This window comes from Acidovorax sp. Leaf73 (assembly GCF_916855635.1).
Classification (GTDB): Bacteria; Pseudomonadota; Gammaproteobacteria; order Burkholderiales; family Burkholderiaceae_C; genus Acidovorax; species Acidovorax facilis.
The window spans coordinates 85,804-107,689 of the sequence record NZ_CAKASI010000006.1 but is presented as its reverse complement, the minus strand read 5'-3'; the positions used below and the strand labels follow the sequence as shown (position 1 = coordinate 107,689).

At 66.1% G+C, this 21,886-nt stretch carries 22 protein-coding genes; 19 read left to right on the top strand and 3 right to left on the bottom strand.

The window, feature by feature from the left end; translation table 11 throughout:
- Positions 1–5: 5 nt before the first annotated feature.
- From LPA35_RS20170 to LPA35_RS20110, 13 genes are all read left to right on the top strand, one after another.
- Positions 6–1,223 carry a formate dehydrogenase subunit gamma gene (locus LPA35_RS20170; RefSeq protein ID WP_228898562.1) on the top strand — a complete coding sequence of 406 codons (1,218 nt, stop codon included), beginning with the start codon at positions 6–8 and terminating at the stop codon, positions 1,221–1,223.
- A gap of 11 nt (positions 1,224–1,234) precedes the next feature.
- Entirely contained in the window at positions 1,235–1,621 is a 387-nt protein-coding gene (locus LPA35_RS20165; protein ID WP_228898561.1) for a hypothetical protein, read from the top strand.
- A 143-nt stretch (positions 1,622–1,764) separates the two neighbouring features.
- Positions 1,765–2,754, top strand: coding sequence for a formate dehydrogenase accessory sulfurtransferase FdhD (locus tag LPA35_RS20160; protein WP_228898560.1), 990 nt, complete (start codon positions 1,765–1,767; stop codon positions 2,752–2,754).
- A gap of 109 nt (positions 2,755–2,863) precedes the next feature.
- A complete protein-coding gene (locus LPA35_RS20155; RefSeq protein WP_228898558.1) occupies positions 2,864–4,495 on the top strand; it encodes a C13 family peptidase in 1,632 nt (543 codons plus the stop codon).
- A gap of 40 nt (positions 4,496–4,535) precedes the next feature.
- A complete protein-coding gene (locus tag LPA35_RS20150) occupies positions 4,536–7,055 on the top strand; it encodes an ABC transporter permease (RefSeq protein WP_228898557.1) in 2,520 nt (839 codons plus the stop codon).
- A 94-nt stretch (positions 7,056–7,149) separates the two neighbouring features.
- Positions 7,150–7,584 carry a group II truncated hemoglobin gene (locus LPA35_RS20145; protein WP_228898556.1) on the top strand — a complete coding sequence of 145 codons (435 nt, stop codon included), beginning with the start codon at positions 7,150–7,152 and terminating at the stop codon, positions 7,582–7,584.
- A 190-nt stretch (positions 7,585–7,774) separates the two neighbouring features.
- A complete protein-coding gene (locus LPA35_RS20140) occupies positions 7,775–8,344 on the top strand; it encodes a DUF2199 domain-containing protein (RefSeq protein ID WP_228898555.1) in 570 nt (189 codons plus the stop codon).
- A 58-nt stretch (positions 8,345–8,402) separates the two neighbouring features.
- The gene (locus tag LPA35_RS20135) at positions 8,403–8,897 is read left to right on the top strand and encodes a RidA family protein (protein WP_218298603.1); all 495 of its coding nucleotides are present in this window, start codon (positions 8,403–8,405) and stop codon (positions 8,895–8,897) included.
- A gap of 52 nt (positions 8,898–8,949) precedes the next feature.
- Positions 8,950–9,360 (top strand): GFA family protein, encoded by a 411-nt coding sequence (locus tag LPA35_RS20130; RefSeq protein ID WP_228898554.1) that lies wholly within the window; start codon positions 8,950–8,952, stop codon positions 9,358–9,360.
- Between the two features lie 5 nt (positions 9,361–9,365).
- Complete coding sequence (locus tag LPA35_RS20125; RefSeq protein ID WP_228898553.1) at positions 9,366–9,758, top strand: GNAT family N-acetyltransferase; 393 nt, start codon at positions 9,366–9,368, stop codon at positions 9,756–9,758.
- Between the two features lie 14 nt (positions 9,759–9,772).
- The gene (locus tag LPA35_RS20120) at positions 9,773–9,991 is read left to right on the top strand and encodes a hypothetical protein (protein ID WP_121507315.1); all 219 of its coding nucleotides are present in this window, start codon (positions 9,773–9,775) and stop codon (positions 9,989–9,991) included.
- Between the two features lie 125 nt (positions 9,992–10,116).
- A complete protein-coding gene (locus LPA35_RS20115) occupies positions 10,117–12,138 on the top strand; it encodes a bifunctional 2',3'-cyclic-nucleotide 2'-phosphodiesterase/3'-nucleotidase (RefSeq protein ID WP_228898552.1) in 2,022 nt (673 codons plus the stop codon).
- Positions 12,139–12,260: 122 nt separating this feature from the next.
- The gene (locus LPA35_RS20110; protein WP_228898550.1) at positions 12,261–12,788 is read left to right on the top strand and encodes a midcut-by-XrtH protein; all 528 of its coding nucleotides are present in this window, start codon (positions 12,261–12,263) and stop codon (positions 12,786–12,788) included.
- A 105-nt stretch (positions 12,789–12,893) separates the two neighbouring features.
- Here LPA35_RS20110 and LPA35_RS20105 read toward each other — a convergent pair whose 3' ends face one another.
- Together LPA35_RS20105 and radC are read right to left on the bottom strand one after the other, a co-directional pair.
- On the bottom strand, positions 12,894–13,676 hold the full coding sequence (locus LPA35_RS20105; protein WP_228898884.1) for a Smr/MutS family protein: 783 nt from the start codon (positions 13,674–13,676) through the stop codon (positions 12,894–12,896).
- 152 nt (positions 13,677–13,828) lie between these two features.
- Entirely contained in the window at positions 13,829–14,542 is a 714-nt protein-coding gene (radC, locus tag LPA35_RS20100) for a DNA repair protein RadC (RefSeq protein WP_228898549.1), read from the bottom strand.
- 90 nt (positions 14,543–14,632) lie between these two features.
- Between radC and LPA35_RS20095 the strand changes: the two genes are divergently transcribed.
- Positions 14,633–15,097 carry a peptidylprolyl isomerase gene (locus LPA35_RS20095; RefSeq protein WP_228898548.1) on the top strand — a complete coding sequence of 155 codons (465 nt, stop codon included), beginning with the start codon at positions 14,633–14,635 and terminating at the stop codon, positions 15,095–15,097.
- A complete protein-coding gene (gene ispH / locus LPA35_RS20090; protein ID WP_228898547.1) occupies positions 15,097–16,092 on the top strand; it encodes a 4-hydroxy-3-methylbut-2-enyl diphosphate reductase in 996 nt (331 codons plus the stop codon). The genes LPA35_RS20095 and ispH overlap by 1 nt, the downstream gene beginning before the upstream one ends.
- A gap of 134 nt (positions 16,093–16,226) precedes the next feature.
- Here ispH and LPA35_RS20085 read toward each other — a convergent pair whose 3' ends face one another.
- On the bottom strand, positions 16,227–16,955 hold the full coding sequence (locus LPA35_RS20085; protein WP_121507309.1) for an HPP family protein: 729 nt from the start codon (positions 16,953–16,955) through the stop codon (positions 16,227–16,229).
- Positions 16,956–17,123: 168 nt separating this feature from the next.
- On the opposite strand from LPA35_RS20085, the gene LPA35_RS20080 reads away from it, so the two are divergent.
- From LPA35_RS20080 to mnmH, 4 genes are all read left to right on the top strand, one after another.
- The gene (locus tag LPA35_RS20080; protein ID WP_228898546.1) at positions 17,124–18,065 is read left to right on the top strand and encodes a threonine/serine dehydratase; all 942 of its coding nucleotides are present in this window, start codon (positions 17,124–17,126) and stop codon (positions 18,063–18,065) included.
- A 32-nt stretch (positions 18,066–18,097) separates the two neighbouring features.
- Entirely contained in the window at positions 18,098–19,420 is a 1,323-nt protein-coding gene (gene serS, locus LPA35_RS20075; protein ID WP_228898544.1) for a serine--tRNA ligase, read from the top strand.
- A 142-nt stretch (positions 19,421–19,562) separates the two neighbouring features.
- Positions 19,563–20,633, top strand: a complete 1,071-nt coding sequence (selD, locus tag LPA35_RS20070) for a selenide, water dikinase SelD (RefSeq protein ID WP_228898542.1) — start codon at positions 19,563–19,565, stop codon at positions 20,631–20,633.
- Between the two features lie 2 nt (positions 20,634–20,635).
- The gene (mnmH, locus tag LPA35_RS20065) at positions 20,636–21,748 is read left to right on the top strand and encodes a tRNA 2-selenouridine(34) synthase MnmH (RefSeq protein WP_228898540.1); all 1,113 of its coding nucleotides are present in this window, start codon (positions 20,636–20,638) and stop codon (positions 21,746–21,748) included.
- Positions 21,749–21,886: the final 138 nt, after the last annotated feature.

Below are 21,886 nucleotides of genomic sequence, written 5' to 3'. Positions count from 1 at the left end.
CCGCCATGAAACACATCATGTGGTCCCTGGCTTTGGCGGTGGGATGTGCCTGGGGGCCAGCGGGTGCCCAGGCTCCGGCAGCGCCAGATGCCGCCGCGCCTGCGGTCACGGCACCGGTTGCTCCCGCAGCGACCGGCGGCATTCAAAGCCAAAACATTTTCGAGGTCAAGCCAGACGCCAGCGCAGACCCCAAATACGCCGAGCAGACCAATGGCGAACGCGCCAAGGTACAGCCCGGCAACAACGCGCCCATGTGGCGCCAGGTGGGGCAGGGCGTGACGGGCTACAGCAGCCTGCCTAAAACCCAGGCGCCCGAGGCGGGCAACCTGATCCAGCCGTTCGTGCAGTACCCAGGCTCGCGTTTCACCAACGCAGGCGAGGCGTGGCGCCAGGTGCGCAACCACTGGATCATTCCTTACGGTGCGGCCTTGTTTGCCATCGTGTTGCTGGCGTTGGGCATCTTCTACTTTGTCAAAGGCCCGCTGGGGCATGAGCACCCAGATGGCACCGGTGCCCGCCGCATCGAACGCTTCACACCTTTCGAGCGTGCTGCGCACTGGTCCAATGCCTTTGCGTTCATCGCGTTGGCCATCTCTGGCATCGTCATGGCGTTTGGCAAGTTCTTCCTGCTGCCCATCATGGGGGCCACGCTGTTTGGCTGGCTTACGTATGCGCTCAAGAACGTGCACAACTTCATGGGCCCGCTGTTTGCTGTCTCATTGCTGGTGATCATCCTTACCTTCGTCAAGGACAACATCGCCAACCGGGCCGACTTTGTGTGGCTGTCCAAGGGCGGCGGCATGCTGGGGGGTGACCACCAGGTTCCTTCCCACCGCTTCAACGCCGGCGAGAAGGGCCTGTTCTGGTGGGGTATCACCATCCCCGGCATCTTTGTGGTGGCCACCGGCTTGGTGCTCGACAAGCTCATTCCTGGCTTTGGTGACGTGCGCGGCGACATGCAGATCGCCCACATGATCCACGCCACCCTGGCGATCTGGATGATGGCGCTGATCTGCGGCCACATCTATATGGGCACGGTGGGCATGCGCGGCGCCTACAAGGCCATGAGGACGGGGTACGTGAGCGAGGGGTGGGCCAAGGAGCACCACGAGCTTTGGTACGACGACGTGCAAGCGGGCAAGATTCCCCGCCAGCGCAGCGCCAACCCATCCGCAGCCGAAGCTGCAGCTACACCATCTGCGGGCCAGCCCGCGCAGGTATGAGGTTTCGCACCATGATGCAATTTTCTCGATCTTCCCTGCTGGCGTTGTGCGCGGCCAGCGTCTGTACCCTGGCATCGGCCAAGCTGCCCGCGCCTTCACCGGAGGCTGCCGCCAAAGCTGCCGAGGCGGCGGCCAAAGCCGCCTGGGCCGGCAAGGTGGACAACTACAAGTTGTGCCTGTCACAAGACCGTGTGGTGGCCCACTACCGCAAAACTACGCCAACGGCCAAGCCTGCAACGGCAGCAGGCGCTGCGTGCACCGACCCCGGCCCCTTCGCCTACACACCGCCCGCTGCCAAGCCCATTGAAGCGGCGGGTGCCCATTCGCCACCGGGCACTGCCAGCAGCCCACCCAGCACGCTGGCACCTGCCGCAGCTGCGTCAGCGCCCAAGTCCTGACACCAACCACTGTCCCGCCGTCAAAAAGAGCCGCGCCCACTTGGTGGAGCGCGGCTTTTTTGTGGTGGTCGCAGTACGTGCTTTTCCCCGATTCAGATGCCCCATGCCCCGCCTTGGGGAGAGGTACTGCGTATATTCGCCCCATGTCTCTTTCATCACCTTCCGCCTCCCTGGCTGCGCCCGTGCTGCCGCGCCTGACGCAGGCGCATGCGCCCCTTACCCACAGCGTGGAGGTCGTGAACGAACTGGGCGAGCGCGAGCAGGTACAGATCCCCGCCGAGCGACCGCTCACCATCTATGTCGACAAGCGTGAACTCGTCACCCTCATGACCCTGGGCGCGCAGCCGGAACTGCTGGTGCTGGGCTATTTGCGCAACCAGCGGCTGGTGGAGTCCGTGTTCGACATCGAATCCATCACCGTCGATTGGGAGGTGCACGCCGCCGCCGTGCGCACGCGCCACGGCATCGCCCGCATTGAAGAGCGCACCGCGAGCAAGGTCGTCACCACCGGCTGCGGCCAAGGCAGTGTGTTTGGCGGGCTCATGGACGAGGTGGACCGCATCACCTTGCCTGAGGCGTGCCTGACCCAAGGCGAGCTGTACGGCATCGTCAACGCCATCCGCCTCAAGGAAACCACCTACAAGTCCGCAGGCTCCGTGCATGGTTGCGCCTTGTTCCGGGGGGAGGCGCTGCTCACCTTTGTGGAAGACGTGGGGCGCCACAACGCCATCGACACCATTGCAGGGTGGATGTGGATGAATACAGATGGCAAGGTGCCGCAAGGGGGCGCTTCCTCCACGCTATCCGGCGGCACGCCTGCAGAAAATGCCGCTTCGGAGAGTCTGCACGCGCCCATGTCCGGTGCAGACAAGGTGTTCTACACCACGGGCCGACTCACCAGCGAAATGGTCATCAAATCTGCGCAGATGGGCGTCCCCATCGTGGTGTCCCGCAGCGGCATGACCCAGATGGGACACGCCGTAGCGCAGCAACTGGGCCTGTGCGCCATCGGGCGCGCCACCAATCGCCGGTTTGTCTGCTACAGCGGCACAGATCGGCTGGTGCTGCAGCCGGAGCTGGCGCAGGTACCCGTCGTACCGGTGGCCAGGGGCGGAGCTGGAACTGTCTCCTGAGGAGGCGGGGCTGTGTGAAGGGGGCGTCACGCGATTTCGGGAAACATCGCAGTCCGAACTACCGGCTGGTGATTGAAAGAAACCGCTCCCGCAATGGCATGATCGCCCCATGAAAGACCTGAACGCCAAGAGCGCCTGGGCCGATACCCTGCCCAGCCAGTGGGGGCCTGAGTCCGCCAAGATCGAAATTCCCTTGGGGGAGCAGCCGCCCGCGCCATCTGCCGGCGCCGCATCCACCATGGCCCCGGCTTCCGCCAAGTTGTCCCTGTGGGACTGGATGCGTGAAGGCCTGCGGGCCGCGTTGTTCCTGTCGCCGCGCACTGCTGCTGCAGCGCCTTCACCCTGGCAGGTGCTGGTGCTGTCGCTGCTGGGTGGCGCGTTGCTGGTGGGGGCTGCGCGGTTTCAGGTGGCGGGGCCTGTGCAGTTCAGTCTGCGGGGCTGGCTGGCGCCGATGTGGAGCAGCCTGGTGCTGATGTGGCTGGCCTGGTGGGCCATGGCCCCGGCACAGCGTGCGGCGGCACAAGAGCCCTCGGAGGGTGTTTCGGGGCCTTCGGGCGGGCTGGCGGCCTGGTATGTGTTGTCCGCGTGGGCTCCGCTGGCGCCTTTGTTGCTGCTGTATGCCTTGATGGGGGCCGTGGCGCACAAGCCAGACCCGTGGGGCGGGGCGGTGGCTGGCAATATTTTCTGGGTGGCCTATGGCGTGCTCACGCTGTGGGTGCTGGCCACGCTGGTGGTGGTGAGTGCACGCTTCATCCGCTCGCGGCTGCGCACGGCCATCTTTTCGGTGGCGATGGCAGCCGTGATCGGGGTGGGCATGTGGCAGTTCCAGGACCAGCCCTGGGAGCTGGACGCCTTGGCCGCTGCATCTGCCCAGTCGGGCGAGGAGGGACAGGCACAACTGGAGCCCGCGCACCTTGTGCTCTCGCAAGCAGTCTTTGAGAACCAGCAGGTGCTCTGGGATCGGCAAGTGCAGGCCCTGCCTGCTGGCCGCGATGGCGTGGTGGATGTCTATGGGCTCGTGTTCGCCCCCTACGCCAGCGAAAACGTGTTCCGGCGTGAAAGCACCATGGTCAGCACGCTGCTGCAAGAGCGCTTTGACGCCCAGGGCCGTGTGGTTCACCTGCTCAACCACGCAGAAACCGCAGACACCCATGCCTGGGCCACGCCGCAGAACCTGCAGCGTGCCATCGCTGCGCTGGCCCAGCGCATGGACCGTGACAGCGATGTGCTGGTGATCTACATGACCTCGCACGGTGCGCGCAACCATGAGTTGGCGGCCTCGCACTGGCCGCTGGAGGTGCCCCCCGTCACGCCCGAAATGCTTCGCGCCATGCTGGACGAGGCGGGCATCCGCCACCGCGTGATTGCCGTGTCGGCCTGTTTCTCGGGCGGCTGGATCGAGCCCTTGGCCACCGACAGCAGCCTCATCATGACCGCCGCCGATGCCACGCACACGTCATATGGCTGCGGCACGCGCTCCGAGCTGACCTTCTTTGGCCGGGCGGTGTTCCACGAACAGCTGCGCCAGACGCATTCGTTCACCGAAGCCTTTGCCAAGGCAGTCCCCGTGATTGCGCAGCGCGAGGTGGAGGCGGGCAAGCAAGACGGCTTCTCCAACCCGCAAATCCATGTGGGCGCGCAGATTGTGCCGGTGCTGCGTGCGCTGGAGCATCGCCTGCAAACGGCAGAGGCAGACGGCAGCGCAGAGGCCCAGGTGGCCGCAGCGGGTGCAAAGCCCTGAGCTTCGCCAGAGCGTTCCATTTGCGCTAAGGTTCAGCGCCATGAACCTGTCTTTTTTACGCTTGGGCTGGCGCACGCTGGCCCGTGACCTGCGCGCGGGCGAGTTGCGGCTGCTGATCGTGGCCGTTACGCTGGCGGTGGCTGCCCTCACGTCGGTCGGTTTTTTTGCCGACCGCCTGCAAGGTGGCCTGCAGCGCGATGCCTTGCAGCTGCTCGGCGGCGATGCCGTAGTGGCCAGCGACAACCCCACGCCCCCCGCCTTTGTCGAGCAGGCCAAGGCCCTGGGTCTGCAGACAGTGACCACGCTGGGCTTTCCGACCATGGGCCGCGCCAGTGACGCCCAGGGCGGCGCCAGCAAGCTGGTGGCGCTCAAAAGCGTGCCCCCGGGCTACCCGCTGCGTGGCAGCCTCAAGGTGGCAGACGCCCCCGGCGCGCTCGACCAGCCCACCCGCGACATCCCGGCGCGCGGCGAGGTGTGGGTGGATGCCCCGCTGCTCGAATCGTTGAACCTGGCGATGGGCGACATGCTGCTGCTGGGTGATTCGCAGCTGCGCATTGCACGCATCATCGTGATCGAGCCCGACCGCGGCGCCGGTTTCATGAGCTTCGCCCCACGGGTGATGGTGAACGAGGCCGACCTGCCCGCCACCGGCCTGGTGCAGCCCGCAAGCCGCCTGACCTACCGCTTCGCCGTCATCGGGTCGGCCCCTGCGGTCAAGGCGTTCAGCGAATGGGCTGTTGCCGAATCGAAAAAGCCCGACGTGCACGGCGTGCGCGTGGAGTCGCTCGAAAGCGGCCGCCCGGAAATGCGCCAGACGCTGGACCGCGCGCAGAAATTCCTGAGCCTGGTGGCCCTGCTGGCAGCGCTGCTGTCGGCCGTGGCTGTGGCCCTGGCCGCGCGCGGCTTTGCGGCCGAGCACCTGGATGCCTCGGCCATGCTGCGGGTGCTGGGCCAGAGCCAGCGCACCATCGCGGGCGCCTACACGGCCGAATTTGCGTTGGTGGGCCTGTTTGCCAGCGCATTGGGTGTGGCGCTGGGCTATCTGGTGCACTACGCCTTTGTGCTGCTGCTGGCGGGCCTGGTCGAGTCGGCCCTGCCGCCGCCCAGCCTGTGGCCCGTGGCGTTTGGGCTGGGCATGGGGCTCACGCTGCTGTTTGCCTTTGGTCTGCCGCCTGTGCTGCAACTGGCCCAGGTGCCGCCGCTGCGGGTGATCCGGCGCGACGTGGGGGGGCTCAAGCCTGCCTCGCTGGCGGTGCTGGGCATTGGGGTGGCAGGCTTTGCCGCCTTGCTGCTCACGGTCAGCAGCGACATCACGCTGGGCCTGATTGCCGTGGGTGGCTTTGGCGGGGCGGTGGCCCTCTTTGCCGGGCTGTCGTGGGTGGCGGTGAAGCTGCTGCGCAAAAGTGTGAACGAGGCCACCGCGCCCCGCTGGCTGGTACTGGCCACACGGCAGATTTCTGCGCGCCCGGCCTATGCCGTGGTGCAGGTGAGCAGCCTGGCCGTGGGGCTGCTGGCGCTGGTGCTGCTGGTGCTGCTGCGCACCGACCTGGTGGACAGCTGGCGCAAGGCCACCCCGCCCGATGCGCCCAACCGTTTTGTGATCAACGTGATGCCCGACCAGGCCGACGCTTTCCAGCAGACGCTCAAGGACGGTGGCGTGGCCAAGTACGACTGGTACCCCATGATCCGGGGCCGCCTGCTGGCCGTGAACGGCAAACCCGTGGGCCCGGCCGACTACACCGACGACCGCGCCAAGCGCCTGGTGGACCGTGAGTTCAACCTGTCGAACGCCGTGGAGGCACCGCCCCACAACCAGGTGGTGGCCGGTGCCTGGACGCCGGGCGAAGAGGGCGCGATCAGCGTCGAAGAAGGCATTGCCGAAACCCTGGGCCTGAAGATGGGCGACCGCCTGCTGTTCGACATGGGCGGCGTGCAGAACGAGGCACGCATCACCAGCCTGCGCAAGGTGGACTGGGGCTCGATGCGGGCCAACTTCTTCGTGATGTACCCCGTGGCCACAGTCAAGGACGTGCCCGTGACCTACCTGGCGGCGTACCGTGCGCCCGAGACCAACGGCTTTGACAACGGCCTGGTGCGCCAGTTTCCCAACATCACCAACGTGGACATGGGTGCCACCATTGCCCAGGTGCAGCGTGTGCTGGAGCAGGTGATCCGCGCGGTCGAATTCCTGTTCGCCTTCACCCTGGCTGCTGGGCTGGTGGTGCTGTTTGCCGCCGTCACGGCCACGCGCGAAGAGCGTGCTCGCGAATACGCCATCATGCGTGCCGTGGGCGCCCGCGCCAGCCTGCTGCGGCAGGTGCAGCGCGCCGAGCTGATGGGCGTGGGCCTGCTCGCGGGCTTTCTGGCCAGCGCCGTGGCGGTGGGCGTGGGCTGGGCGTTGGCGCGATTTGTGTTCGACTTCACCTGGACGGCTGCCCCCTGGGTGCCCCTGGCGGGCGCCGTGGCTGGGGCCGTGCTGGCGCTGGCTGCGGGCTGGTGGGGCCTGCGTGAGGTGTTGCTGCGCCCGGTGGTCGATACGCTGCGGCGCTCGGCAGAGTGAGCAGGTGCATGGCCTTGGCCTGTGTTGTAGTTGATTTGCTATATTTTCGATAGCTTTTTGCGCTTTATGGATAAGCGCTAGGGCTTGTTTTGATATGAATTCTGATACCCCCCAAGCTGGTAGCGAAGGCACCGAAGCCGTGGCTGCCGCCATCCCCTTCGAATGGATCGGTGGCGAAAGCCGGGTGCGCGCTCTGGTCGAGCGCTTTTACGACCTGATGGACCTGGAGCCAGGCTACGCAGAGCTGCGGGCCGCCCACGGCAGCGACCTGGGTCAGGCGCGGCAAAAGCTGTTCATGTTCCTCTGCGGCTGGCTTGGCGGCCCCTCGTACTACACCGACCAGTTCGGCCACCCCCGGCTGCGCGCGCGCCACCTGCCGTTTTCTATCGGTATCAAGGAGCGCGACCAGTGGGTGGCCTGCATGGACCAGGCCATGGGCGAGACCGGCGTGCCCGCAGACCTGCGCGCGCGCTTGAAGGAGAGCTTCATGGGCACGGCCGACTGGATGAGGAATCGGGGCGCCCCCTGAGCGGATGCGCTGGTTTACCCCTGAACGGGGATGCACCCGGTGGACTGGCAGAGCCAGACCCTCGGGTGCACTGGCGGGGCCGCTGTCGCCGGCTTCGCGGGTGGACCCGTTCGCACGGCACGCCTGATGCGATGCGCCTGTTAAATTCGGGCTCCTCCCGTTACCCCGCCGGTTTCGCCGCCGCTGCGCCATGCCCGTGACCACCGCCCGCAAGACCACTGCACGCAAGACAGCAACGCCCGCCAAAGCGCGCAAGTCCGGCGAGCGCTCCGGTTTTCGCTGCGGCAGTTGCGGCGAGTGGCATGAAGAGCTGGCCACGGACATCGGCTGCGGCCTGCCCGACGCCGTGTTCGAGCTCAGCTACCTGGACCGCTACCGGCGCGCCCGCTACAACCAGGATTTCTGCACGCTCGACGGCAAGCGATGGTTCATCCGCTGCGTGCTGCCCGTGCCCTTCACCTATCGGGATGACTATTTCGGCTGGGGCGTCTGGGTTGAGGTGACGCAGCAGCAGCACGACCAATACCTCGTCTTCTTCGAGGAGAGTGGCGGCACACCGCCGGTCATTCAAGGCACGGTCGCCAACCAGCTCAAGGGCTACCGCGCCACGCAGGGCCTGTCCGTGCGCCTGGACATGGACCCGGACCGCCGCCCGCTGGCCTACCTGCTACCCACATCGCGCCATGCGCTGGCGCGGGAGCAGCGCAAGGGCATGGACGCCGAGCGCCATCATGCGCTGATAAGGCCCTTCGCGGGGTGATGTGACGTTGCCGTCGTCGCCCTTCTTCATTGTCTGCACTCCACTTGTTTGTCTTCATATGTCACGCGACCAACGTTTTCAGGATCAGGCCCAGGCCCTGGGCTACAGCTTTGATGGCGAGATCAAGATCGGCGGCAACTACGTGCCGCTGGTCCGCGATGGGCACCACATCTACCTGAGCGGCCAGATCCCGCGTGTGGGCGACACGGTGGTGGTCACCGGGGACGCGGGTGCCGGGGCGTCGCTGGCCGATGCGCAGAAGGCTGCGAAGGTGTGCGCGATGCGCGCACTGGCGCTGTTGCAACGCGCGCTGGGCTCGCTTGATGCGGTGCAATCCATCCTGCGCATCACGGTCTACGTGCAGTCGGCGCCGACATTCACGCAGCAAAGCGAGGTGGCCGACGGTGCGTCGGAAATCCTGTTTACCGTGCTGGGTGAGGCGGGCGCGCACACCCGCACGTCGGTGGGCGTGCTGCAGCTGCCCAAGAACGCGACGGTGGAGGTGGACCTGATCGCTTCAGTGAGCCCCTCTGCCGCAGCTGCTGCACCTTGAGCCTACACGGTCACTGCATCGCATCGCGCCCATCCCCCAAGGAAGAACGGCCATGAACAACCCCGTTGTGCACCAAGGAAGCTGTCTGTGTGGCGGCGTCCGCTATGAGACCACCGCGCCCGTCAAGGCCTCGTCGCACTGCCACTGCTCCATGTGCCGCAAGGCCCATGGTGCAGCGTTCGCCAGCTATGGCAACGTGCGTCGCGAGCGCCACCGCTTCGTCCAGGGCCAGGCGCTGGTGCGCACCTACCAGTCTTCGGCCCAGGTCACACGCACGTTCTGCTCGGTGTGTGGCTCGCCCCTGCTGTGGCACAGCGAGGGCGCCCACGCCGACTGGGTGGCCGTGCCGCTGGGCACGCTGGACACGCCCTACGACACGCCGCCCCAAAAACACATCTACGTGGACTCCAAAGCCCCCTGGGTGGTGATCGGGGATGGCTATCCGCAAGAGCCGCAGGGGTAGGGGCCATGGCGGTCAGAGACCTTGTTGATCAGGACCTTCCGCAGGTGTATGCCTTGCTGGTTGCGCACGGCTGGTCGCACCGGCTAGGCACCCTGTCGAAGTTCGAGGCGCTGGTGGCTGCGTCGCAGTGCAACCTGGTGGCGCTGCACGGGGACGAGGTGGTGGGCTATGCGCGCGCCATTACTGACGGGCTGAGCAATGGTTATTTGTCCATGCTGGTCGTGGCCCCTGCGTTTCGGGGCCGGGGGCTGGGGCGCGCGTTGGTGCAACAAGCATTGGCCAAGGCGCCCGCAGCCACCTGGGTGTTGCGCGCTGGCCGTCCAGGTGCATCCGAATTTTTTGCGAGAATGGGTTTTGCCCCGTCGGCGATTGCAATGGAGCGCACACGCTCCACCTGACACGCTTGAATCCCATGAACCACCCGCGTTTCCATGTTTTTGGCCGCATCGTCGAGGTGCGGCGCGAAGGTGCGCTGTGGCAGGCCTACCGCGTGGGCGCTGATGGTAAACGCACACCCTCAGGCTTTGTGATCCCCGACTTTGTCGAAGAACATGAACTGGCGCAGTTCCTCGAAGACCTGTTCCACGAAAGTGCTTCCCCGCACAACGGCGACGTGCACCGCATCGACTGACATCCTGACGACGGGGTGCCGCGTCACACCGCTGTCAAACCCCTGCCAGACACTCGGTCCCTTCTTTCACCCAGGGACTGTTCATGTCTGCGCGCACTCCAATCCATTCGCTTCTTTTTTCGCACATGTCGCGCCGCGTTGCCGCGCTAGGCATGGTGGCACTGGCGGCTTCGCTGGCTGCTTGCGGTGGCAGCGACGACAGCAGTAACAATGCGGGCGCCACGGCCACGCTGGCCGTGCTGGAGACCACCGACCTGCACTTCAACGTGCGCAGCTACGACTACTTCAAGCTGGCCGAGGACAAGAGCTATGGCTTTGAGCGCACGGCCACGCTGGTGCGCGCCGCGCGCAAGGAGTTTGCCAATACGCTGCTGGTGGACAACGGCGACACCATCCAGGGCACGGCGCTGGCCGACTACGAAGCCACCATCAACCCCATCCCCTGCACGCAGCAGCTGTCGATGTACAAGGCCATGGGCTCCCTGGGCTTTGACGCGGGCACCCTCGGCAACCACGAATTCAACTACGGCTTGCCCTTTCTGAACCAGGTGCTGGGCGGCGGCCTGGATGTGGACGGCGTGGATGGCTCCAAGAAGTGCGCTGGCGCGGGCTTCCCGGTGGTGCTGGCCAATGTGGTCAGCAACAAGACCAAGAAGCCGCTGGTGCAGCCCTACACGTTGCTGGAGCGCACCCTGGTGGCCAAGAGCGCGGATGGCAAGGACGTGAAGCTGCCCATCAAGATCGGCGTGATCGGCTTCACCACGCCGGGCATCATGAACTGGGACAAGCGCTACCTCGAAGGCAAGGTCACTACCGAAGGCGCGGTGGAGGCGGCCAACAAGTACGTGCCCGAACTGCGCGCCAAAGGCGCTGACCTCGTGGTGGCTCTTCTGCACGGCGGGCTGGACGGCGCGGCGTATTCGCCCACCATGGAGAACCCCGGCCTGTACCTGTCGAAGGTGGCTGGCATCGATGCGATGGTGATGGGCCACCAGCACGGCGTGTTCCCCGACACGGCGGCCATCCCCGGCTTCAAGCTGCCGGGGGTGGACCACAAGGCGGGCACCATCAACGGCGTGCCAGCGGTGATGGCCAGCTCCTGGGGCAAGGCCTTGGGTGTGGTGCAGCTCGCGCTGCAGTGGGATGGCACCAAGTGGGTGGTCAACAAATCCGCCAGCAAGAGCGAGTTGCGCAACATCCAGAGCAAGAACGCTGCGGGCACGACGGTGACCGTGGATGCCGACCCTGCCATCGCCCCGCTGATCGAGACGCAGCACCAGGCCGCGATCCAGTACGTGAAGACGCCCATCGGCCAGACCGACTTCCGCATGAGCACGCTGTTTGCCGATGTGGGTGACCCGGGCGCAATCCAGATCGTGAACCAGGCGCAGCAGGCCTATGTGGCGGCCTATGTCAAGGCCAACCTGCCGCAGTATGCGCAGCTGCCCGTGCTGTCGGTGAGTGCTCCGTTCAAGAGCGGCTTCCAGGGCGGCGCCGACTACACCGACGTGGCCGTGGGCCCGCTGGCCATCAACAACGCAGCCGACCTCTACCTGTACCCCAACACGGTGTACGCGGTGAAGGTCAATGGTGGCGACATCAAGAACTGGCTGGAGGCCGCCGCCAAGCGCTTCAACCAGATCGACCCTGCCAAGACCACCGAGCAGCAGCTCATCAGCACGTTCCCTGGGTACAACTTTGACATGTTCACCACCGCCGACATGCAGTATGAGATCGACGTGACCCAGCCCGTGGGCAGCCGCATCAAGAACCTCACCTACCTGGGCAAGCCCATCGACGTGGCGCAGGAGTTTGTGATCGCCACCAACAACTACCGCGCCACCAGCGGCAAGAGCTTTATCGACAAGCTCGATGGCTCGGGCACGATCTGGGCCTCACCCGATGCGAACCGGGATGTGGTGATCGACTACATCCGCAAGAACCCGGCGGTGACCCGCATGGCCAACGGCGCGGCCAAGAGCTGGCGCTTTGCCAAGGCCACGGCGGCGGGCCCGGTGGTGTTCAGCTCGGGTGCCAATGCGCTGAGCGTGGCACAGGCGGGCGGGCTGGCCAATGTGTCGCTGCTGGCGGCCGATGATGGATCGGGCAAGGGCACGTCGAAGTACGCGATCGACCTCTCGAAGTAAGTCTGGACGGACACAAATACCGCTCTTGGAGACAAAGTGTTACGTGTTAGAGTGACCGCCATGGGTGGAGCAGGCTCCTCTATTGGGGGCTCATTGCCCGCCATTCTCTTTTTGGAGCCACTATGAACCGAACCGCTATCCGCCGCTGGGCCTGTGCTGGCTTGGGGTTGTTTTCCTCTTTGGCAGCGCTGGCGCAGCCGGCTTCCGGCGGAGTCATCAGCTTTGGACTGAGTTCCTCGATCCCCACGTTGTCTGACTTGGGGATGCTGGCTTTGGTGGGTGCCCTGGGATTGCTGGCTTGGAATGCCTTTCGGCGCCAGGGGCAGAGCGCCAGGTTCTACTCGCTGCTGGCGGCAGCCGTGGGGGTGACCCTGGTGCTGGGCGGTGTCTTTGGTGCACGCAATGCGTACTCGAACGGCAGCATTGATGCGGCCAACTACATCGGGTCCTCGTACAACTTCCCCGCCAATATTGATGAGGTGGTCTACAACTCCGGGGATGAAGATGTGTTGATCCTGAGCATCCAGGCAACCCCCGGTTACACCATCGTTACGCCAAATACCTTGCCCCAGTGCCAGGTAGGTATGCGGATCCCTGCCCACAGCGCCATCCCCTTCTGCTACGTCCGGGTGCAGGGTGGTCCGGTTTGACCGGAAGCTTCACGGCCAAATTCTGGAAGCGTATCGTGCGGATGATGCTGTAGTGATTGCTCTGAAATAGATAGCGCCCAGTGCTTTTCTGTCAAGAGCTAGGCCCTATTTCCGCAGCATCTTCTGCGCCGAGCGTAGCAGGACCACCAACGCACCTGCTCCACCTTCATCCCCCCGGGCTTGCACAAAGGCCAGGACTTCGTTCTTCTGCACCAGCCAACTGTGCACCCGGCCTTTGAGGACCGGGCTCTTTCCCGGTGAGCCCAGGCCCTTGCCGTGCACCACGCGCACGCAGCGCAGGCCGGTCTTGTGGGCGTGGCGGATGAAGTCGCCCAGCGCCTCGCGCGCCTCGTCCACGCGCAGGCCGTGCAGGTCCAGCTGGCGCTGGATGCTCCAATGGCCCGCGCGCAGGCGGCTCGTCACTTCCACGCCGATGCCGGGGCGGCGGAAGCTCAACTGGTCGTCCGTGTCCAGCAGCGTGGTCACGTCAAAGTCGTCGCTGATGGATTCGCGCAGCACGCGCTCTTCGTCCAGCCAGTGCTGCACGGGCAGCGGCGGGGGCTGGTGCTTGCGCAAACGCGCCACGTTGGGGTTGCGCAGCGGCGTGACGGGGCCCACGCTGCGGCTGAAGAGGTGGCGCTCGGCCTCGGCCCGGGCGGCGGCTTCGCGCTGGGCTTTCTCCTCGGCCTCGCGGCGTTCCTGGTCCTCGCGCAGGCGGCGGGCCACGGTGGCCAGGTCCTGCAGCTGGGTGATGCGTTCGCCTGCCCGGCGAGGGGCAGGTGGTGCGCGGCGTCGGGGCGGTGCCGGGTTGTCACTGATGGCGGGCGGCGCGGGGGCATGACGGACAGGCCGCATCGCCGCCTTGGCCGCAGCCTTCTTGTCGGCCAAACCTGCGCGCCGGGCGGACCGGGGCACGGCGGTGGTGGTGGGGGCAGGGGCAGGCTGGGCGGCGCCCATAGGGCCTTCGGGGCCGCGCGTAGCGCGTGCCAGTGCGGCGTGTAATGCCGTCGTCGGGTGGGCCGGTGCGGGCGCAGGCGCAGTCACACCAGGCCCTTTTCGGCCATCGACAGCGCCTGGCCGGGCGCCACGATCACATGGTCGAGCACGCGCACGTCTACCAGTGCCAGCGTGGTCTTCAGGGTCTGGGTCAGCGCCTCGTCGGCGCGGCTGGGCTCCACGCTGCCACTGGGGTGGTTGTGGGCCAGCACCACGGCGGCCGCCTGGTGGTGCAGGGCGCGCAGCACCACCTCGCGCGGGTACACGCTGGTCTGGGTGAGGGTGCCACGAAACAGCTCTTCCAGCGCCAGCAGGCGGTTTTGCGCATCGAGGAACAGCACCGCAAACACTTCGTGCCCCTTGGCCGCGAGGTGCAGCTGCAGGTAGTGCTTGACGGTATCGGGCGAGTCGAACACCTCGCGTTCGCGCAACTGCTGGGTCAGTGCGCGGCGGGCCAGCTCCAGCACCGCCACCAGCTCGGCGCGCTTGGCGGGGCCCAGGCCCTTGATGCGCTCCAGGTCGGCCGCGCTGGTGTGCAGCAGGCCGGCAATGCCGCCAAAGCCGCCGGTGATGGCGCCCGTGTCCGGGTCGATGCCGGGCGGGTCCAGCAGCTCCTGCGCCATCTGCAGCACGCCCTTGCCCACGATCCCCGTGCGCAGCAGGATGGCCAGCAGCTCGGCATCGGCCAGGGCGGCGGGGCCGCGCGCCAGCAGTTTTTCGCGGGGCTGGGCGTCGGCGGGCAGGTCTTTGAGGGGCATGGCGCGAGGGTCTTTGACGCCTGTCAGGGAGTGACGGGCGTAGGGCTTTGCCCGGTTTTCTACAATGCAGGCCAGTTTATCGGGACTTTCATGACCTCTATCGATGCCTCCGTTCCCACCGTCCAGTCGGGCTCTTTCCTCACCTTGCATTACCGTCTGGCGGGCCCTGCAGGCGATGTGATCAACACCTTTGCCGACAAACCCGCCACCCTGTCGCTGGGCACGGGCGAGTTGTCGCCCGCCATGGAGCAGCGCCTGCTGGGCCTGGCCGAGGGCACGCGCACCACGTTCGAGCTGCCTGCGGGCGAGGCCTTTGGCGAGCGCAACCCCGACATGCAGCAGTGGGTGGCGCGCAAGCTGATGAATGAGCTGGGCGACCCCGACGAAAAGTACAACGTGGGCGACGTGGTGCAGTTCCCCACGCCCGACGGCCAGGGCAGCTACGCGGGGGCCGTGATGCAGGTGCGTGACGACGGCGCGGTGCTGTTCGACTTCAATCACCCTCTGGCGGGCCAGCCGGTGACCTTTGAAGTGCAGCTGATCGGGATCCTGTGATGCAGGCGCCGCAAGAGATCCTGCTGGCCGAGCCGCGCGGGTTTTGCGCAGGGGTGGACCGCGCCATCGAGATCGTGGAGCGCGCCATCCAGAAATTTGGCGCCCCCATCTATGTGCGCCACGAGATCGTGCACAACACCTACGTGGTGAACGACCTGAAGGCCAAGGGCGCGATCTTTATCGAAGAGCTGTCGGACGTGCCGCCCGGCGCCACGCTGGTCTTCAGTGCCCACGGCGTGAGCAAGGCCGTGCAGCAAGAGGCCGTGGCGCGTGGCTTCAGCATTTTTGACGCCACCTGCCCGCTGGTGACCAAGGTGCACGTCGAAGTGGCCAAGCTCGCCAAAGAGGGCTACGAGTTCATCATGATCGGCCACAAGGGCCACCCCGAGGTCGAGGGCACCATGGGCCAGCTCGATCATGGCATCCACCTGGTGGAAGACGTGGAAGACGTGGCCCGGGTGCAGCCGCGACAGACCGAGAAGTTGGCCGTGGTCACGCAGACCACACTGAGCGTGGACGATGCGGCCGAAATCTCTGCCGCCGTGCGCGCGCGCTTTCCCAGCGTGCGCGAGCCCAAGCAGCAGGACATCTGCTACGCCACCCAGAACCGCCAGGATGCCGTCAAGGTGCTGAGTCCGCAGGTGGACGTGGTGATCGTGGTGGGCAGCCCCACCAGCTCCAACAGCAACCGCCTGCGCGAGCTGGCGGCCAAGCTGGGCACCACCGCCTACATGGTGGACAGCGCCGACGAGCTGAAGGGCGAATGGTTTGATGGCCTCGCCCGCGTGGGGCTGACCGCCGGAGCCTCGGCGCCGGAAATCCTGGTGCAGCAGGTCATCGACCGCATCAAGGCGCTGGGTGCTGTGTCGGTACGCACCATGGCGGGCATCGAGGAAACCATCAAGTTCCCGCTGCCCAAGGGGCTCAAAATCGACGCGACCACCGGCTTGAGCATCACCGAACGCACACCAGAGACCGGGCCTGCGCGGCATTGATCTGGGGGCAGCGGGCGCCTCATGGGAAGGTGTTTGTTGGTTTTTGCTTCTTAATTGATAGCTGCTAGCGTTTGATGGATAAGCGCTAGGGCCTGATTTGAATCCTATTTTGTCGCCGTGCAGGATGGGTTGCGCTACAGCGCCATCGCAGGCCCGCTCCACAAATCCAGCGGTGGGTCCGCCGCCACCGCGCGCAGGATGTCGGTGCGGGAGATAAAACCCGACAGCACGCCCGCCTCGTCGGTCACCGGCAGGCCGGGCAGGCCCGTGTCCAGCAGCACGGCGGCCACGCGGCGCAGCTCGGTGTCGGGCGACACGGTGGGCACGGGGCTCACCATCACTTCGGATACCGGGCGGCGCGCCAGGTCAATGGCCTGCTTGACGGCACCGGGCTCGGGCAGCAGGTCCAGCGGCGCCATGTCGGCCCGCAGCAGCAGGCCAATCACGCGGCCCAGCGCATCCACCACCGGCGCCTGTGCGACCTTGTTCTCGGCCAGGGTCTGCCAGGCATCGTTTACGCGCACACCGGGCGCCACACTCACGCCACCGGTGGTCATCACGTCGCTCACCTTGGTCAGCGGCTGGCGGGCGGTGGCCTGGGGGCCTTGTTCGGTTTGCGCATAGGCGCTCACGGCGTCGTGCATGCGCAGGTTGACGATGGCGGCAGGTGCGGCAGCGCTGGCATCGGCTGCAGTGGGACGGGGCGAGGCCGTGAAGATGGGCCCCGGCTGGCCATCTTGCGCGTCCATGGCTCGCGTGCGCAGGGCCTGCGGGCGCTGCACGCTGCGCACCGCAGAAATACGCGCCAGGTTTTCAGGGCCACCCCGGTACATCTGGCCCGACGGGCCGAACACAAAGAACATGCTTTTTCTCCTGCGCGCAGGCCGACCACCGCGTTGGGGTGGGAACTGCTCTGCCCATGTTATCGGCAGTTGTGCGGCGCGCGTGCAGTCAGCGTTGTGTCTGCATGTTGCGGGCAACCCCTACACTGCCCCTTCTTTTGACCCCACCAGCTTCACCGGAGCCCCTGCATGATCGACCGCGCCGCCATCGCCGCCGCCCGCCACCAACTGGCCACCCAGCCTGATTTTTTGCGCACCACGCCGCTGATGCGCGTTTCTGGCAAGTCCCTGGGCGTGGATTGCGCCGAGGTCTGGCTCAAGCTGGAGCACCTGCAGGTGGGCGGCAGCTTCAAGGCGCGCGGCATGTTGTACCGCCTGCTGGCCAACCCGGTGCCCGAGAGTGGCGTGATCATTGCATCTGGCGGCAACGCCGGAATTGCAGTGGCTGCTGCCGCCAAGGCGCTGGGTGTGCGCTGCGAGGTGTTTGTGCCCGAGGTGTCGCCCGAGGCCAAGCGCGCCCGGCTGCGCGCGCTGGGCGCCGAGGTGGTCGTCACCGGCGCTGCCTATTCACAAGCCTTCGAGGCCTGCGTGGCCCGCCAGAAGGCCACCGGCGCGCTGCAGGCCCACGCCTACGACCAGCCTGAGGTGGTGGCCGGTGCAGGCACCTTGGCACTGGAGATGGAAGAGCAGGGTGGCCGCCTGCCCGACACTGTGCTGGTCAGTGTGGGCGGCGGTGGCCTCATCGGCGGCGTGGCCGCGTGGGTGGAGAGCCGCGCCCATGTTGTCGCGTTGGAGCCAGAACTTGCGCCCACCCTGCACGCGGCGCGCGCCGCAGGCCAGCCGGTGGATGTGGACGTGGGTGGCGTGGCCGCTGATTCCCTCGGCGCGCGCCGCATCGGCGCCATTGGCTGGGAGCTCAGCCAGCGCCATGTGCACGATGCCCTGCTGCTGCCCGACGACGCCATCCGCGCCGCCCAGCTGTGGCTGTGGAAAGAGTTGAAACTGGCCGTGGAGCCCGCTGCCGCGCTGGGTTTGGCGGCGTTGCAGATCGGTGCCTACAAGCCCCAGCCGCAGGAAACGGTGGCCCTCATTCTCTGCGGCGCCAACTTCGACCCGGCAATCCTTGCCTGAGCCCAGTCCGACCACCCCTTTAAAATCCAGCCATGCTTGACATTCTTCTCCTCCGCAAAGACCTCGACACCGCCATCGCGCGGCTGGAAACCCGCAAAAAGCCCCAGGCCTTCCTGGACGTCTCCGCTTTCCAGGCCCTGGAGTCCGAGCGCAAGACGCTGCAGACCCGCACCGAAGAGCTGCGGGCTCAGCACAACCAGCTGTCCAAGCAGGTCGGCATGCTCATAAGCCGGGGCGACAAGGACGGCGCCGAAGCCATCAAGGCCCAGGTGGCTGCAGGCAAGGTGGAACTGGAGCAATCCGCCGCCCGCCTGGAACAGATCCTGTCCGAACTTCAGGCCATGTTGGTGGCCGTGCCCAACCTGCCGCATGAGTCAGTGCCTGTGGGCAGCGACGAAGCGGGCAACGTGGAAGTGCGTCGCTGGGGTACGCCCGGCACCTTTGCCTTCGAAGTGAAAGACCACGTTGACGTAGGTACCCCGCTGGGGCTCGATTTCGACATGGGCGTCAAGCTCTCGGGCTCGCGCTTCACCGTGATGAAGGGGCCTATTGCCCGCCTGCACCGTGCCCTCAGCCAGTTCATGCTGGACGTTCAGACCCAGGAGCATGGCTACACCGAGTGCTATGTGCCCTACGCGGTGAACGCCGATTCCCTCAAGGGCACCGGCCAGCTGCCCAAGTTTGAAGGCGATCTGTTTGCCGCCAAGAAGGGCGGCCAGGACGGCGAGCCTGTGCCGGACAACGCTGCGCTGTACCTGATCCCCACCAGCGAAGTACCGCTGACCAACTTTGTGCGCGACGTGGTGGTGGCCGAGTCCGACCTGCCCATCAAGCTCACGGCCCACACGCCGTGCTTCCGTTCTGAGGCTGGCAGCTACGGCCGCGACACGCGCGGCATGATCCGCCAGCACCAGTTCGACAAGGTCGAGATGGTGCAGATCGTGCATCCCGACAAGAGCTACGAAGCGCTGGAAGAAATGACCCGCCACGCAGAGACCGTCCTGCAGAAGCTGGGCCTGCCCTACCGCGTGATGAGCCTGTGCACCGGCGACATGGGCTTTGGCGCCGCCAAGACTTATGACCTGGAAGTGTGGCTGCCCGCGCAGAACACCTACCGCGAAATCAGCTCGGTGAGCAACTGCGAAGCCTTCCAGGCCCGCCGCCTGCAGGCCCGTTTCAAGAATGCACAAGGCAAGAACGAACTGCTGCACACGCTGAATGGCTCCGGCCTGGCCGTGGGCCGCACGCTGGTGGCGGTGCTGGAAAACTATCAGCGTGCGGACGGAACCGTCGAGGTTCCGGCCGTTCTCCGCCCCTACATGGGCGGAGTGTCGGAGCTGACACCCGCGGCCTGACCGGCCACGTGTTGCGCCCCGGATCGGCTTTGGCCGGGCGCACCCCGCAGGGCCTGCCCACGCAAATCAAATGCGCGGGCAGGCCCTGGTGTTTTTGCGGCCCCGCAATGGTTGTGGGGCGCCGATTCGGGACAATGCGGCCATGACTTCTCCCGACACCCCTCCTGGCAACGCCTCCCCCAGCCCCCCCATCCGTCTCACCCAATACAGCCACGGTGCAGGCTGTGGCTGCAAGATCAGCCCCAAGGTGCTTGACGTGATCCTGGCGGGCAGCGGCGCCCAGAACCTGGACCCGCGCCTGTGGGTGGGCAATGCGTCGCGGGACGACGCTGCCGTGTACGCGCTGGACGACGAACGCGGTGTGGTGTCCACCACCGACTTTTTCATGCCCATCGTGGACGACCCGTTCGACTTCGGGCGTATTGCTGCCACCAATGCCATCAGCGACATCTATGCCATGGGTGCAGACCCCCTGATGGCCATTGCCATCCTGGGTTGGCCGGTGAATGTGCTGCCGGCCGAGGTGGCACGCGAGGTGGTACGCGGCGGACGCGCGGTGTGCGATGCTGCAGGCATTCCGCTGGCCGGCGGGCATTCGATAGATGCGCCGGAGCCCATCTTCGGGCTGGCCGTGACGGGCGTGGTGGAAAAACGCCACCTCAAACGCAACGACACCGCTACGGCGGGCTGCCGCCTGTACCTGACCAAGCCGCTGGGGATCGGCATCCTCACCACCGCAGAGAAAAAGGCCAAGCTGCTGCCCGAGGACGTAGGCCGCGCGCGCGACCTGATGTGCACCCTCAACCAGCCCGGCAGCCGTTTTGGCAAGTTGCCGGGCGTCATGGCCATGACCGATGTCACGGGCTTTGGCTTGCTGGGCCACCTGGTCGAGATGGCCGATGGCAGTGGCCTGACGGCGGTCCTTGACTATGCCGCCGTACCGCGCCTGAGCGGCGTGGAGTACTACCTGGCCAAAGGCTGCGTGCCCGGCGGCACCCAGCGCAACTTCGACAGCTATGGCGCCAGGATTGCGCCGCTGGACGACACGCAGAAGCAACTGTTGTGCGACCCACAGACCAGCGGCGGCTTGTTGGTTGCCGTGGCACCCGAAGGCGAGCGCGATTTTCTGCAAGTGGCAGCCGGGTGTGGCTTGCAGCTTGCGCCCATCGGCCACTTGACGGCGCGACAGGCCTTCGCTGTCGTTTTGGGCTGACCATGGAGAACCTGGCCGACTACCGGCACATCTTTCTGAACGATGTGCCCATGATGGATGTGCGTGCACCCGTGGAGTTTGCCCAGGGGGCTTTCCCTGCAGTGGTCAACCTACCCTTGATGGACGATGCCGAGCGCCAGCAGGTGGGAACCTGCTACAAGCAGCGGGGCCAGCAGGCGGCCATTGCGCTGGGGCACTCGCTGGTATCCCGCGACATCAAGCGGGCGCGCATCCAGGCCTGGGCCGAGTTTGCGCGGGCCCATCCGCAGGGCGTGCTCTATTGTTTTCGCGGCGGCTTGCGCTCCCAGATCGTCCAGCAGTGGCTGCAGAGCGAAGCGGGCATCGACTACCCCCGCGTGATTGGTGGTTACAAGGCCATGCGCACCTTCCTGCTGCAGACCACGCAGGCTGCTGCCCAGGAATGCCGGTTTGTGGTGCTTGGCGGGCTCACGGGCACCGGCAAGACCGAGTTGATTGAACAGCTGGCCAGCGGACTTGACCTGGAGCGGCACGCGAACCACCGGGGATCCAGCTTTGGCCAGCGTGTGAGCGGCCAGCCCGCGCAGATTGATTTCGAGAACCAGCTGGCCATCGACATCCTCAAGAAGCGCGCGGCAGGGCAGCGGCTGTTCGTCGTCGAGGACGAGGGCCGGCATGTGGGGCGCTGCGCTGTGCCGCTGGAGCTGAGGCTGTGCCTGGAGCAGGCCCCGATGGTGTATGTCGAGGAGCCCTTTGAAGCCAGGGTCGAGCGCATCCTGCGGGACTACGTGGTCGCGCAGTGCGCCGAGTTTTGTGCTGCGCAGGGCGAGGTGCAGGGGTTTGACGCCTTCTCTGCCCGCCTGCTGGAAAGCCTGGACAAACTGCACAAGCGCCTGGGGGGAGATCGTCACCAGATGCTGCGGGCGACGATGCTCCGCGCCCTGGCCCAGCAGAAGGCGCAGGGCGATGCTGCGCAGCACCGCGACTGGATCACGGCGCTGCTGCGGTGTTACTACGACCCCATGTACGCCTACCAGCGCGAGAGCCGGGCTGACCGCATTGAGTTTCAAGGGGCATACGGTGAAGTCCTGGCGTATTTGCGGGAACGCGCCGGGCCCTCAAGCTGCCAGTCGTAGGGACCCTCTGCACGAATCACCGCGCCGTGTGCATCTGCGGCCTCGGGCGGTCTGTGGCGTTGCAAATACTCGCGCTAGCTACGGCTATTGCTGCGTTTTTGCGCCTTGCAGCCCATCCCGCTCCGCAGCGCCCACTTG

Excerpts from the sequence above, each read along its gene's own strand:
- LPA35_RS20170 (WP_228898562.1), top strand. The coding sequence starts at position 6 with ATGAAACACATCATGTGGTCCCTGGCTTTGGCGGTGGGATGTGCCTGG.
- LPA35_RS20165 (WP_228898561.1), top strand. The coding sequence starts at position 1,235 with ATGATGCAATTTTCTCGATCTTCCCTGCTGGCGTTGTGCGCGGCCAGC.
- LPA35_RS20160 (WP_228898560.1), top strand. The coding sequence starts at position 1,765 with ATGTCTCTTTCATCACCTTCCGCCTCCCTGGCTGCGCCCGTGCTGCCG.
- LPA35_RS20155 (WP_228898558.1), top strand. The coding sequence starts at position 2,864 with ATGAAAGACCTGAACGCCAAGAGCGCCTGGGCCGATACCCTGCCCAGC.
- LPA35_RS20150 (WP_228898557.1), top strand. The coding sequence starts at position 4,536 with ATGAACCTGTCTTTTTTACGCTTGGGCTGGCGCACGCTGGCCCGTGAC.
- LPA35_RS20145 (WP_228898556.1), top strand. The coding sequence starts at position 7,150 with ATGAATTCTGATACCCCCCAAGCTGGTAGCGAAGGCACCGAAGCCGTG.
- LPA35_RS20140 (WP_228898555.1), top strand. The coding sequence starts at position 7,775 with ATGCCCGTGACCACCGCCCGCAAGACCACTGCACGCAAGACAGCAACG.
- LPA35_RS20135 (WP_218298603.1), top strand. The coding sequence starts at position 8,403 with ATGTCACGCGACCAACGTTTTCAGGATCAGGCCCAGGCCCTGGGCTAC.
- LPA35_RS20130 (WP_228898554.1), top strand. The coding sequence starts at position 8,950 with ATGAACAACCCCGTTGTGCACCAAGGAAGCTGTCTGTGTGGCGGCGTC.
- LPA35_RS20125 (WP_228898553.1), top strand. The coding sequence starts at position 9,366 with ATGGCGGTCAGAGACCTTGTTGATCAGGACCTTCCGCAGGTGTATGCC.
- LPA35_RS20120 (WP_121507315.1), top strand. The coding sequence starts at position 9,773 with ATGAACCACCCGCGTTTCCATGTTTTTGGCCGCATCGTCGAGGTGCGG.
- LPA35_RS20115 (WP_228898552.1), top strand. The coding sequence starts at position 10,117 with ATGTCGCGCCGCGTTGCCGCGCTAGGCATGGTGGCACTGGCGGCTTCG.
- LPA35_RS20110 (WP_228898550.1), top strand. The coding sequence starts at position 12,261 with ATGAACCGAACCGCTATCCGCCGCTGGGCCTGTGCTGGCTTGGGGTTG.
- radC (WP_228898549.1), bottom strand. The coding sequence starts at position 14,542 with ATGCCCCTCAAAGACCTGCCCGCCGACGCCCAGCCCCGCGAAAAACTG.
- LPA35_RS20095 (WP_228898548.1), top strand. The coding sequence starts at position 14,633 with ATGACCTCTATCGATGCCTCCGTTCCCACCGTCCAGTCGGGCTCTTTC.
- ispH (WP_228898547.1), top strand. The coding sequence starts at position 15,097 with ATGCAGGCGCCGCAAGAGATCCTGCTGGCCGAGCCGCGCGGGTTTTGC.
- LPA35_RS20085 (WP_121507309.1), bottom strand. The coding sequence starts at position 16,955 with ATGTTCTTTGTGTTCGGCCCGTCGGGCCAGATGTACCGGGGTGGCCCT.
- LPA35_RS20080 (WP_228898546.1), top strand. The coding sequence starts at position 17,124 with ATGATCGACCGCGCCGCCATCGCCGCCGCCCGCCACCAACTGGCCACC.
- serS (WP_228898544.1), top strand. The coding sequence starts at position 18,098 with ATGCTTGACATTCTTCTCCTCCGCAAAGACCTCGACACCGCCATCGCG.
- selD (WP_228898542.1), top strand. The coding sequence starts at position 19,563 with ATGACTTCTCCCGACACCCCTCCTGGCAACGCCTCCCCCAGCCCCCCC.
- mnmH (WP_228898540.1), top strand. The coding sequence starts at position 20,636 with ATGGAGAACCTGGCCGACTACCGGCACATCTTTCTGAACGATGTGCCC.